Source organism: Indolivaga alginatilytica, from assembly GCF_003201355.1.
GTDB classification, from domain to species: domain Bacteria; phylum Bacteroidota; class Bacteroidia; order Bacteroidales; family Dysgonomonadaceae; genus Dysgonomonas_A; species Dysgonomonas_A alginatilytica.
In genome coordinates, this window is sequence record NZ_QICL01000005.1 from 142,271 (window position 1) to 156,212 (window position 13,942).

5 protein-coding genes are annotated in these 13,942 nt (G+C 38.4%); 1 reads left to right on the plus strand and 4 read right to left on the minus strand.

Annotated elements, in window-relative coordinates; translation table 11 throughout:
* Positions 1 to 5: 5 nt before the first annotated feature.
* The 4 genes from CLV62_RS06580 to CLV62_RS06595 all read right to left on the minus strand — a co-directional run bounded on the left by CLV62_RS06580 (position 6) and on the right by CLV62_RS06595 (position 9,230).
* The gene (locus CLV62_RS06580) at positions 6 to 2,513 is read right to left on the minus strand and encodes a glycosyl hydrolase 115 family protein (protein ID WP_110309991.1); all 2,508 of its coding nucleotides are present in this window, start codon (positions 2,511 to 2,513) and stop codon (positions 6 to 8) included.
* 5 nt (positions 2,514 to 2,518) lie between these two features.
* Positions 2,519 to 4,141: a GH35 family beta-galactosidase gene (locus CLV62_RS06585; protein WP_110309992.1), complete on the minus strand. Its 1,623-nt coding sequence runs from the start codon at positions 4,139 to 4,141 to the stop codon at positions 2,519 to 2,521.
* A gap of 68 nt (positions 4,142 to 4,209) precedes the next feature.
* Positions 4,210 to 6,162 carry a RagB/SusD family nutrient uptake outer membrane protein gene (locus tag CLV62_RS06590; RefSeq protein WP_110309993.1) on the minus strand — a complete coding sequence of 651 codons (1,953 nt, stop codon included), beginning with the start codon at positions 6,160 to 6,162 and terminating at the stop codon, positions 4,210 to 4,212.
* Positions 6,163 to 6,173: 11 nt separating this feature from the next.
* Positions 6,174 to 9,230 carry a SusC/RagA family TonB-linked outer membrane protein gene (locus tag CLV62_RS06595; RefSeq protein WP_110309994.1) on the minus strand — a complete coding sequence of 1,019 codons (3,057 nt, stop codon included), beginning with the start codon at positions 9,228 to 9,230 and terminating at the stop codon, positions 6,174 to 6,176.
* Between the two features lie 449 nt (positions 9,231 to 9,679).
* On the opposite strand from CLV62_RS06595, the gene CLV62_RS06600 reads away from it, so the two are divergent.
* Complete coding sequence (locus CLV62_RS06600) at positions 9,680 to 13,783, plus strand: hybrid sensor histidine kinase/response regulator transcription factor (protein WP_110309995.1); 4,104 nt, start codon at positions 9,680 to 9,682, stop codon at positions 13,781 to 13,783.
* The last annotated feature ends 159 nt before the right edge of the window (positions 13,784 to 13,942 follow it).

Sequence of the window (13,942 nt, forward strand, 5' to 3'; positions counted from 1 at the left end):
TTATTTTATTTTGATGTCTTACTTTCGGGTGCTCCCAGATAACTAGGTTTTAACCCACCTAGATCGAGCATTATTTTTTGTAAAACAATTCCGGGATCTAATACTCTGAATCGTATGGTATGCAACCCTGTTTTGTTAATTTTATGATTCGTCGTGGATTCAATAATGCTATTGGCAACCCAAACTTCTCTTTCCTTTTCAGTATACGTGTGATTGAAGTTTACTATTTGCTCTTCACTACCATCAATAGATACTGCATATCGCAAGCCTTTATTTGAATTGAAGTTGAGGGTAGGAGAGAGTAAAACAATCAAACGAGCATTACCTGTACTTGTCAGGTTAACATCATATTCCAGATATACGTTATCGCCTTCTTTAGGGATAGCAGTTACAGGAAAAGTAGTTATAGCCGAAAGTGTTTTTCCCAAATCAGGGATTACTTTCCACGATATATTATTTCCGTTTTTTTGACGTGTAAAATGTTCCGCTTGGATAGAGACATATCCATCCGCTTCGGTGAATATTTTCTCTTTGACCTCCATTGTGGTCGCAACATATTTAACACTAGGCATCACACTTTTTTGTGGTTGTTGCCAGTAGGTATATCCAATGCGTATCTGATCCATCATGTGAGCCCATTTACCACCCGAAATATTTTCGTTGTAATGTATTGTCAATAAAGAATCTCTTTCGAAGCATTCTTTAGCTTTATCCGCCCAATAATTTGCCTGAACATCTTGCTTTTCGGCATAATAACGGTTCTTAGCTACAGCAAAGTACATTTCATACAGGTTAGAACACGCATTGATGGGGAATAATACCAATTGATCGAAAGCGTCTTTGTAATTATTGGGAATCAGATTATATAAACGCATGGCATCTATAACCAAATTTCTATAATCGTTGACAACGGTTTCAAATTCATTGTAGTTTTCGAGGCTGTATGTTTTTTCGTTCAGCAATTCGGGTGTAACTCTGCGGTTGTATTTGGTATAAAGATTTATCAAACGAGCCGATTCTTTAGCGTATTTTTCACCGAATTGTTGTGCAGTCCATTGCTCTGTATGTTGTACCAGATTATCGGCATTGAATCGGTTGGGATTCCAAGCCATATTCAAGAAGAAACTGATAGGGTACTCCATTGGTTTAAGATCACCTACATTTACAACCCATATTTTATCGACACCATATTGATAAGTCAGGTTCATTTGTTCCCAGATACGTTGCACTTGGCTAACATTGAGCCATTTATAATTGCGAGGCCCGCCTACGTAATCGAAATGATAATACATCCCGTATCCGCCTTTGCGTTTAGGAGCATCGAGGTCGGGAAGTTTGCGAACGTTTCCCCAATTATCATCACATAACAAGAGCGTAATATCATCGGGAACACGCATACCCTTGTCGTAATAGTCCTGCACTTCTTTGTATAACGCCCATACTTGTGGAACTGTTTCCGCTTTTTTGCCTGTTACTTTTGATATAATATCTCGCTGATCTTTTACTATTTTTTGAAGCAGGTCGATATTGCTTTCTTCACTCATGGGTTCGTCACCATCGCCACGCATACCTATTGTAATGAGAGATTCCCAGTTCTTAGCCCGTTCTATACCAGATGTCCAGAATTTGCGGAGAACATCGCCATTTTTTGTATAATCCCAAGGACCTTCTCCACGTCTTTTCCAATCTTGTTGAGCTAATGCCATTGGTTCATGGTGCGAAGTACCCATCACGATTCCGTATTCATCTGCTAAAGGTCCGTTAAGTGGATCGTCATCATAAAAGGCACTTCCCCACATGGCAGGCCATAGGAAATTTCCTTTTAAGCGCAGGATCAGTTCAAATACCTTTTCATAGAATTGATGATTGTAACCTCCGAAAGTAACTTTGCTCCATCCGGTTAGAGCTGGGGCTTCATCGTTGAGGAAGATACCGCGATACTGAACGGCTGGCTCTTCTTCGGTATATGTTCCGGGTTTTACGTACAAGTCTTTTTTAGTTGACACAGGCACATCTGCCCAGTAGTACCAAGGCGAAACTCCTATTTGTGACGATAATTCATAGATACCGTATATTGTTCCCCGTTTGTCGCTGCCTGCAATTACTAAAGCGGCATCTACTCCGTCGATGGGATTCATTACGGTTTTTATGATATACTTTTCGTTTTTTCCTGTTAAGTCTTTTGCCTCTATTTTCCCTGTTTGTATCAGTTTGTCTATTATTGCCGATTTACCGACAGTACCGATAATTAAGGTAAATTTTGCAGCCCCTTGTTGGGGTGTGTTTCCTGTTACTTTCTGAAAATCTTCTTTCAGATCGTTTACCGCACGTAGTACACCTTTATAGTCCGAATCATCGGTCAGTATAGACATAGGCTTTCCATCAACAGCTAACGGAAAGTAAGAAGCATTTTTCTGTGTGAACACAAATTGTTCTTTATCTAAAGCTGATATTGTATTCGAAAAAACAAAAAACAGCAAAAATATAGTCAGATATAAATTTTTCTTAGTCATAATTTTTATTTATAATCATACAGTTTTACATATTGAATATTCCATTCACCTGTCGGAATACGCAAATGTCTACCCTGGTGGTTTTGATCTCCATTCATGCGGCGGAGCGGTATCATTTTTCCATCTTTGAATTCTACTTCGTCAATAAAACCGATTCCCGTTTCTGTACCGTCTTTTTTTGTGTTACCAAATGTAACGACTATGCCCGTTCCTGCCACAAGATATTCATTTTTTGAGAGTTCTATTATCAATGCCCCTGTTTCGGGCCATTTACTTCCATCTTTTGCCAATGGATTCCATCCTAATGTATAATCGTGTTTGAAAGTGAAGGTATAACCATTCCTTTCAACAGTACGTTCTTTTACTTCACTATCAAACCAAAATCCGTTTGTTTTGTTCTCTCCTTGCTTTTCTGCTAAGAGAGGTAATATTTGACGCAGAACTTTATAGCTCTTTGTCAGAGGATATTCTTCGGGATTTGCAGGGCTTTCTATAAAAAACGGACTGAATCCCATCGCATCGTGTTCACCGAAAGCATAGAAAACTCTTGCTGCATTCCCATCTTCCAGTCTAATTTCTGGTATGAATAAGGGATTGCCGTTTACTTGGTATTGTTTGCACCAATCGGTAAATCCGGGGTCATAAATATCGGGGGCGAGAAAGTCTATCGCAGGTGCCGATGCTCGCCAGATATCGAGTAGATGAGCCAAAGGCCCTGCACTCGGATAAGCTCCGGGTTTGCGTTCTCGACTATTCAATGCTGCGTTGAGATACATGGGTAAATTATAAGCATTTTTACCTGTTTGTGCTACTTCCTGAATAAACAAGCCGTAATTCCAAGCCATAAATAGTTCATCGGTTTCTAATCCTTCCCCAAAAAGTTCGGTCCATATCCCTTTTGTTTTAAAGCCGTTCTTTTCCCATCTCTCTAGAAGCTGAGGGCGAAGGCTTTGTTTATTTTTCACTAAATAATCGGTCAGTTGTTTGGGAACATCCGATGTAAATAGTTTATTGGCTTCCTTGCTGTAATCTCTTGCATCTTCGATCATGCCTATCTCATTTTCGACCTGTACCATAATAATAGTTTGCTGAGATTTATCGACTTCTGCCAAATGGTTCATAAAATGTTTGAATGCACGTTTGTCAATTTCCAGATTATTCTGATTAAAAGCACTTAATATTTCTAATGATTTTCCTGATTTAGTAACGGCTCTAGGGTATTTTAAATAATTTTCTTTTACCCACATCGGAGCATAGCAAGACATACTGTTTTTCCAGACTCCAAACCAGAGGAATACAATTTTGAGGTTGTGCTTCCGAGCCAATTCGATAGCACCGTCAACCAAAGTATAATCGTATTTGCCTTCTTCTGCTTCTATGAGTTCCCAATAGGCAGGTACAAGCATTGTATTCAACTGCATCTTTTGTAGTTTTTCCGATACCCGTTTCATATCCTCTAAGGAGGAAGCTGTTGAATTGCCTAATTCTCCACCAAGTATTAAGAAGGGGTTATCTTCGACTATTAATTGTGTGGCTGTACCTTTTTTTTGTAGATGTGGTATCTTCCGAGCTTCTGCAACAATAGTAAGAAGAAAGAATAAAGCAAAAGCTATACACTTTATCTTCATAGTATTATATTCTTTATGTAACGAGAAATAAGCCGGACGAAACGAATCGTCGGGCTTATTTATATGGTTTATTTATATCCCGGATTTTGATAAGTAGTCTTTTCTGCAGCAGTCATCTCCATTCCATTAAGCTGACCTGTGGGAATAGGACGCAGATAAAGGTATGGTTGAATGTCTCTGGTTACCTTCTCTAACTTATGATTTCCAACACCGGAACCACATATTTCATTACTGGAAGCATACTCTTTCCAGGTTTGAGTGCGTACCAGATCCCACCAACGATAACCTTCACCGAAGAATTCGCGTGAACGTTCAGCTAAAATGTAATCTATAGTGATAGTCGCAGGAGTTGCAGCAATCATAGCAGCACTATTGTCTTGTAATTTAGCCATATTACCATTGTTACTCCAACGCCACTTACCGGCACGTGCACGAAGTACATTCACCAACTCTCTGGCACTTTTACTACCTGTGGCTCCTTTTACTGCCGCTTCGGCTGCTACCAGATACAGTTCGGAGAATTTGGCTATAGGGAAAGGACGGGTGATACTACCGTTCGGTTGTCCGAGTCCGGTGCCATTGTCTGTTCGATAAGTGCCAAGCTTCCAAAGACTCGGATAAGAATAACGGCTTATGGCGCTTGGTGCTACTACAAAATCGGCTCTTCCCGGTAACACGCCGGCACCTACATTGCTTTTGTATTTAGAGTTAGAGTAGTCGATAGGCGTCGCAGGTTCTTCGTCAAGGAAAGTCAGGATTGCATCACCCGGATATACAGGCATACCATTTGCATTATAAAGAACCTCATTTTTTACACCAGCCTTGTTCCAGTTAGCACGGAAGGTTGTCACAAATGTTCCGTCGTAACGTGAATCATTGGCTTTATCGGCAAAAGTCTTGGTTATTGCACCTATGGTGGGGGCTATACGTGTCCATGGACGTCCGTAGGCTTGTGCTGCTTCACGCTGAACAGTTCTTATTTTAGCTCCGCTCCAATCAGCAGTAGTAGCACTTTCCATACCAGTATAATCCCATGTAACCATCCAAACTGCAAAATTTCCCGGAGATGATCCAGTACTGTATCCATGGTCTTGCTCACCATCGTAATATTGGCTTGCTTCAGTATGGTCGGCATATAGTAGCATTTCTTTATTCCGATCATTTTGTGCCAGATTAACATCATAATATGTGTCTTGCAAGCCATAAGGGCCGGGATTGGCAATAGCTGCGGTTGCTATGTCATAAGCTTGCTGATAATACCACTGGGGGTTATGATTGTCAGGATCAGTTCTGGCAGTCTCCGGATAAGTAGGTATGTTTTTTGGGTTTTCAAGCCACCAGCCATAGGTAAGATAAGCTTTGGCTAAAATCAAGCGGGCTAAAGTCTTGCTGACACCGCCGGTAACACGTCCTTTATCCGGTAAATCGTTTATTGCAATAAGCAAGTCCGGAAATACTGCCTTGGTGTATACTTCAGGAACAGTATTGCGGGCAGAAGTCCTGGTAGTAGAAGTGTTGAATTTCAACTCACCTGCTCCTAAATCCAAAGGTACTCCACCAAAAGTTTGTACCAGTGTAAAATAATCAAATGCCCTGAAAAATCTGGCTTCAGCAATTAGTGCTGCTGAAATAGTTTCTATTTGGGTACCATTTTCAATAATACCGCTGGCAGTGTTGATGTCATAGAATGCTCTTCCCCATAATACATCGGAACGGCTGCTGGATGGAGTAAGTGATCCCGTCCCCGAAAGATCCATATCATTGGCATTGTTATCAGCCAGACTCCCGTATGTATACTCATCAGTTGCGGCTTCACACGCGATAAGCCAATATCCGTTTCCATAAACGTAGCGTAGATTAGCATAAAGCGAGGTTACTCCACCAATAACACCATTTTCGGTTTTGAAAAATTCGGGTGTATAAATACCACGTGGAGTTTCATTCAGAATATCGGAACACCCTGTAAAGAGAGATGCTAAAAGAACTGTTGCGATATATTTTTTTATATGTATTCGTTTCATATCGGTCTTTTTTAGAATGTTAGATTTAAACCTATCAGGAAGTTACGTGTTGAAGGGGTATTTGTTCCTATAACCAAAAGACGTTTCTGGTATACGGTGGTAACTGCTTGATTTTCGTTACCAAGAGAGTTTGTTTCAGGATCCATTCCCGACTCATCATGATAGGGCGAAAATAGTACAAACGGATTTTGTATCGTAGAATAAATATATAATTTATTAATACCTAAATTTTTAGATAATTGAGGACTGAAAGTATACCCTAGTGTAATATTGCGTATTTTCAGATATGTTGCATCAAAATAGCCGAGGGTACTGCCATATTTGGGGTTGTCGTTATTTGTTATACCTCCGGGTTTAGGATATTTGGCATTGGTATTTTCGGGAGTCCAATAATCCACTTTCACATTTCCTCTTCGTCCGTTCAACATATTGAGATATCCTGTTGAAGAATAGAGGGAACTAATGAGGATTCCACCTCTCTGGAAAGCTCCGATGACGTTAAAGTCGAAGCCTTTGTAAGCGACACGGGTGTTGAAACCTCCTTGAAAATCAGGATTTACATCTATGACTTGTTTATCGGCATCTCCAATCGCTCTCTTGGGTGAACCGTCCTCGTTAAACTCGCCGGTATATTTCACTTTAATCATACCTGCATTTCCTCCGGGTTCCAGAATATCACGATATTTGTCTCCTTCTTGCCAAAGACCTATCTTCTCATAATCATATATTACATTAATAGGATGTCCCACAAACCACCAGTTATCTCTATCTTCTTCTTGTCTGGAGGTAAGTCCAACCAACTTGTTTCGATTAGTATAGAAATTGACGCCAACATCCCATGACCATCCATTGTGATTGTCTAATATAGTTCCATTAAGTGTAAGTTCAAATCCTTTATTTTGAGATTTTCCGATATTTGCCATATAACTGCCTACGCCTGTTGTTGCAGGTAGATTCACTCTAAACAAAATATCTTTAGTGTTCTGCACATAATATTCTGCACTACCTGAGATTCTGCCGTTTAGAAATGAAAAGTCTGCACCATAATTCCATGTTTCAGAATATTCCCAGCCTAAATTTTGATTTGGCAGCTCGGAAACATAGTACCCCACTGTATACTCATTCCCAAAATTGTAAGGTCTGGTACTTAGAAGTCCAAAGGTTTTGTAGGGATCTATAGATTCATTGGAAGTTTGTCCGTATCCAACTCTTAACTTCAAATTATCCATCCATGTGATACCGTCCATAAATGCTTCTTTCCTGATATTCCAGCCTGCAGATACTGCAGGATAAGTATGCCATTTATTCCCCTGGGCCAATCTGGAGGAAGCATCAGACCTAAATGCCACACTTACCATATAACGATCGTCGTAAGAGTACATGGCACGTCCCATCCAAGACATCAAACCACTCTGGTAATATCCCTGATTAGCGGGACTTACTGTAATTTCACCTGTCGCTTGTCCCAAATTGTAGAATTGAAAGGCGTCATCAGGAATACCCTTTGCCGACATCTGAGATTTGTTATATTGAGTTTCCTCTGCCGAGTATAATGCTACAACGTTTAGTGAATGTTTTTCTGAAAAAGTGCGGTCGTAAGTCACCAGATTTTCGACTGCCCAGTTAGTTGTATGTGAATTAGAGACAGTTGCTGTTGAGGGATTATTCGGATCGTAGCTGAATACACCTTCTCCCGTATAACTACCTGTATTGTTCTGGCGATAGTTTAAACCTAAGTTAAGCCTGTATTTCAATCCTTCCACACCCGGAATTTTTACTTCACCATATACCGTATTGTATGAACCAAATGCTCTGCCTTGATCTATCCATTTATCACCTAGGGCATTTATTGCATCTCTTGAATATGCCCATTGTTCGTCACCTGCCATTTTTACGGTTCTTTTCCATGTACCGTCTGCATTATAAGGGTTAGAGATTGGCGTAAGACTTAAGGTACCGTATGTACCCAAATTACCTCCATTGGAAACAGAATAGTTATTATTTGTGATGAACCCAAATTTCAAACTCTTGCCTATTGCCTGATCAAGTGTACCCCGCATTGAATAACGGGTAAAGTTTTGTTGAGGTATCAAGGCTTCATCACGTAAATAGCCAAGGCTGAAATTATAACTTCCCTGTTCGGTACCACCTAAAATGCTTAAATCGTGATTGGTTACCATACTGTTTTGATACAATAGGTCTTGCCAGTTGGTATTTACGTCATTCGATTCGTCTGGTCCATTTTGATATTTCCCTGCAAATTCACGTAGTTTGGCATACTCTTCTCCATTCATCATCGGATATTTGGAAAAAAGGGTTTTCAGTCCGACAAATCCATTGTAAGATACCGATGCTTTGGCTCCGGTTTGTCCCTTATTAGTGGTAATCATTAAAACTCCATTTGCTCCACGAGAACCATAAATGGCTGTTGCTGATGCGTCCTTTAGAATATCGATACTCTTAATATCACTGGGATTAATGTCGCTTATAGATCCTGGAAACGGAATTCCGTCCAATACAATTAGCGGATCATTACTAGCATTCAAAGAACGTGTACCACGAATACGGATTTGCATGGGTGACCCCGGTTTAGACGAGGTTTGAGACATGTCTACTCCGGCAAGGCGACCATATAGAGCCGACGAAACATCGGTGGCTGCCATTTCCTTAATGGCATCTCCTTTTATGGAAGCGACAGAACCTGTTACAGCCTCTTTACGCTGAGTTCCATAGCCGATAACTACCACCTGATCCAATACTCTTACATCTTCTTGTAGTACGACGTCAACTTTGGTTCTTCCTGAGACATCAATTGTTTGAGTAATGTACCCTAAATAAGAAAAGTCAAGTCTCGCTTTAGAGGAAACATTCAGTGTGTATTGTCCTTCCAAGTCGGTGACGATACCATTAGTTGTACCTTTTTCCACCACACTCACTCCTATAATAGGATCACCTTGGGCATCTTTCACAATTCCTTTTACAGATATATTTTGTGCAGACAACCACAGCGGAATAAAGAGGAATAATAACAAAACCCGTATGGGTTTCTTGATAATAATGTCTTTCATGATGTTGGTAATAAAATTAGTAATTAAGAGGTTACTCTTTTTTAGTTTTAAATAAGTATAGATTCTTAAAATGTGTCTATGGCATTTCTATTCATTCAGGTTTTTATTTAAATTATTTAACATTTTTCTTAACGTTTCGAAATTAGGAATAAATAAGTTATTGACTGCTCTAAAATGTATCTTGTTATTTTGATGCTGTAACATGTTTTGTATGCTTGTTACATTTTGTTTTGTATGTGTTACATCTTATTGTTTGTGATACAATAAGCTCTGTTTTATGAGACTTTATACACTATTTTTTATTTAATAATTAGATTATTCTTTATATTTGGTGCTATAGTAATTATGTATCCTTACGAAATCTAGTATCCCGCAATCCTTATCTTTTGACTTTATCATGAAGTAGAAAGGTTTGTTGTGGAAATATTGAATGAATCAATATATAACCAATGAAAAAATCTGCAATCTTAATACTAATTTTAATAAGTATTTTATTTAATAAGGGAATTACTGCCCAAAACCGTGAATATTATTCTACCGACAATGGATTATCTAACAGCCTTATCAATCAGATTTATCAGGATAAGAAAGGTTTTATCTGGGTTGCTACCGAATACGGTTTAAATAGGTTTGATGGTAGTAATTTTACGATTTATAAGCATATTGACGGAGATTCTACTTCACTTAAACATAACTATGTACGTACTTTGTTTGAAGATAGTTCAGGGAATCTTTATGTGGGAACTATATTAGGACTTATGAAATACGATTGGGCTACAGACTCTTTTGATGATATAAAGATGTATCGTGAAGGAAAGCTTGTACGCCCTCATGTAATTTCGATAATTGAAACTCATAATGGAGATATTTGGCTGACAACTTCGGGGCAAAGTGTTTTTATCCTGAAAAAGGGAACAGATAAGGTTTTGTCTGATCCTGCGTTAACAAAATCTCTCAGTAGTAGTTTTCTAAATTGTATTTTTCAGGATTCAAAGTTTAATATTTGGATAGGTTCCGAAAATGACGGACTCAACCGTTATGACCCCCGAACAAAGACAACCACTATATTTAAAGCTCCGCACGATATTAGCAGCAACAATATATCGGCTATCAAAGAGGATATGGAAGGCAATATCTATGTAGGCACGCTTACGCAGGGTTTGAATAAATACAATCCGCATACACAAACTTTTGAGACCATTTTATACAAGGGAAGCACGCAGTTTCTTGTAAACTCATTAATGATAAATAAAGAAGATCAGTTGTATATTGGAACTGACGGGCAGGGATTGATGCTATATAATCGAGAAAAAAATATAATAGAAGATTATGAAGTCAACTCTCCTCCTTTTGATTTCTCTAAAGGAAAGATACATTCTATTTTGCAAGACAAGGATCAGAATCTGTGGTTAGGAATTTTTCAGAAAGGAATAATTTTCATACCGGTTTTAGAGAATAAGTTTAATTATTACGGATATAAATCATTTAAGAATAACCCTATCGGTTCTAGTTGTGTTACTGCAATTTATAAAGATCGGGAAGGTATCACATGGGTCGGTACCGACAACGATGGTATCTATGGTATAAACAATAATGGTGTGCGGGTTGCTCATTTCTATCGGACGGCTTCTCCCCATTCGGTGCCTAATATTATACATTCTATTTTCGAAGATTCATCGGGCGATATTTGGTTGGGTTCCTATGCAAATGGGTTGGCTAAATTTAACTCGAAGACTGGATACTGTGAATACATTAATCGTTTTAGCAATGAAAGAGTGTACTGCATAACCGAAGAAAAAAATAAGAATCTTCTCATTGGTACATATGGTTCGGGCTTTTTTATGCTGGATAAACAAGGGAAAGAATTGAGCCAGTATGAAACTTCTAAGCAAGAGAATGACAGTCTTTCGATGGACGAATTATCAAATGACTGGGTTAATTATATGATTTGCGACAGTGATGGTTTAATCTGGATAGGGCATTATAAGGGGATTAGTTGTTTTGATCCATCCAGAAAGACATTCCTGCCTTACTTCGGCAGGAATAATTTACTTCCCGGTACTGTTGTTTTGTCTATACTCGAAGATAAAGCCGGAATGATATGGATAGGAACTTCCTCCGGCTTATATTGCTTTGATAAGCAGACTCAGCAGATGAAATCGTATACTACCAAAAATGGCTTATCGAACGATGTTATATGTGGTATTTTAGAGGACGATCAAAATAATATATGGGTAAGTACCTATAACGGGATCAGCAAATTTAATAGTAAGGATAATCGTTTTATCAATTATTATGCAAGCGATGGATTACAGGGGAACGAATTCACCCGGGCGGCAGTATTTAAGGATAGTAACGGAAAACTATTTTTTGGAGGTATCAATGGTGTGACAAGTTTTAACCCGAAAGAAATAGTGGAAGAAAAACGGGAGCTAAATATCTTATTAACGAACTTCTATTTATTTAACCAACCTATAAAGAAAGGGGATAAATCGGGAAATAATGAGATAGTCTCAACATCTGTTTTAGATGCCGACTTGTTTACATTATCATATTCGGATAATACATTCAGCTTTGAATTTTCGACTCTCGATTTTATTAATCCCGAACGGATATCTTACCAGTATATGATTGAGGGTTTAAACACAGAATGGATGAGTACTTCTCCCGGAATCAGTAGGGTAACATATAATAACCTGCCTTCGGGCACCTATACATTTAAGGTAAGGGCTTACGATAATGACAATTATTCACCAGTCAAAACTATTCGTATTGTTATTACTCCTCCCTGGTACAAAACGGTATGGGCATACGGTGCGTATGCACTTTTGTTTATTTTCCTTGTATATGGAATAGTCGGATATCTTTTTTCGAGGATTCGCTACAAACAGGAAATGATGGAAAAAGATCATGCTGAAAAAATAAGTGAAGCGAAATTGCAGTTTTTCATTAATATTTCGCATGAAATAAGAACTCCAATGACACTAATTATTAATCCGTTGGAAAAGTTGATCTCCGAAAATAAGGATGTTGATAAGCAAAAAGTGTATATGATGATTTATCGAAATTCGCAGCGTATACTTAGGTTAATCAATCAATTAATGGATATTCGTAAACTTGATAAAGGGCAGATGCAGCTTAAATGCCGTGAAACGGATATAGTCGGATTTATTGAAGATTTAATGCTGACCTTCGAATATCAGGCGAAACGGAGCAATATAGATTTTACATTTGAACATAAGGATAAGTTGTTGAAAGTTTGGATCGACCTGAATAATTTTGATAAAGTGTTGCTGAATATTTTCTCGAATGCTTTTAAGTATACACCCGAGCACGGAAAGATTACCGTAAAACTGACAACAGGTATAAACACTTCAACAAGAGGGCCGTTAAAAGAATACTTTGAAATTAGTGTGTCCGATACAGGTATTGGTGTTGATAAAGATAAAATAGAAAAGATATTCGAACGATTCTATCAGATAAATAACGATCAGACTAATTCTAATTTCGGTACGGGTATCGGCTTGCATCTTTCGCGTCTGTTGGTCGAATTACATCATGGAATTATCTATGCTGAAAACAGAACCGATAAGCGGGGAAGTCATTTTGTTATTCGTCTGCCTTTAGGTAATGCTCATTTCAATCAAGAAGAACTTCAGATTTTTAATGAAAGTGAAACGTTGCTTGAAAATCGTACGGCAATCAGAACTGAAACAAGTAATAAGTTTGAAGAAGAATTTGAAGAAGATTCCGGAAAACGTATTAAATCAAGGACAAGATATCGTATTCTGATAGTTGAAGACGAAGATGAGATAAGGCAATATATGAGAGATGAACTATCGTCTGAATACCGCATTAAGGAATGTAAGAATGGTAAAGAAGCTCTCGAATACATATTGAAAGAGAAACCCGATTTAATTATCAGCGATGTGATGATGCCCGAAATGGATGGTATTGCCCTTAGTCGCCGAATAAAGCAAAACATCAATATAAACCATATTCCTGTTATACTGCTGACCGCTAAATCGAAAACCGAGGATAAGCTCGAAGGGCTCGAAATTGGTGCAGACGCCTATCTGGTAAAACCGTTTAATACCGATATCTTAAAACAAACGATAAGTAACCTGATTGCAAATAGAGAACGGTTGAAAAGTAAATTTACAGGTAGCCAGCACCAAGAAGATAAGATTGATAAGATAGCGATGAAGTCTGCCGATGAAATTTTAATAGAAAGGGTAATGAAGGTTATCAATGCAGACCTTTCCAATCCCGATCTGAATGTAGAGATGCTTGCAAGCAGCGTTGGAATCAGCCGTGTACACATGCACCGAAAACTAAAGGAGCTTACCAATCAGTCGGCTCGTGATTTGATTAGGGGAATAAGGCTTAAGCAGGCAGCAGCCTTATTGATAAGTAAAAAACTGTCTGTTTCGGAAGTGGCTTATGCTACGGGATTTTCCAATTTATCCCATTTTTCTAATTCATTCAAAGAATTCTATGGAATGTCGCCTTCGGAGTATATTAATTCGAATTTTACGCAGGAATCTGATTAAGGTCGCAGACCTTCTTATTGCTTTGGCTGGGCATAACAATTAGAGACTGTTATGTTGATAAAATATCGCATTAAATATTTAACGCTACTTAATATAATAGGCTTCAAACCCTATTTGTAACAAATAGCAAAATAAATGTTACAAATGAAATAGCTGTGG

Excerpts from the sequence above, each read along its gene's own strand:
- CLV62_RS06580 (WP_110309991.1), bottom strand. The coding sequence starts at position 2,513 with ATGACTAAGAAAAATTTATATCTGACTATATTTTTGCTGTTTTTTGTT.
- CLV62_RS06585 (WP_110309992.1), bottom strand. The coding sequence starts at position 4,141 with ATGAAGATAAAGTGTATAGCTTTTGCTTTATTCTTTCTTCTTACTATT.
- CLV62_RS06590 (WP_110309993.1), bottom strand. The coding sequence starts at position 6,162 with ATGAAACGAATACATATAAAAAAATATATCGCAACAGTTCTTTTAGCA.
- CLV62_RS06595 (WP_110309994.1), bottom strand. The coding sequence starts at position 9,230 with ATGAAAGACATTATTATCAAGAAACCCATACGGGTTTTGTTATTATTC.
- CLV62_RS06600 (WP_110309995.1), top strand. The coding sequence starts at position 9,680 with ATGAAAAAATCTGCAATCTTAATACTAATTTTAATAAGTATTTTATTT.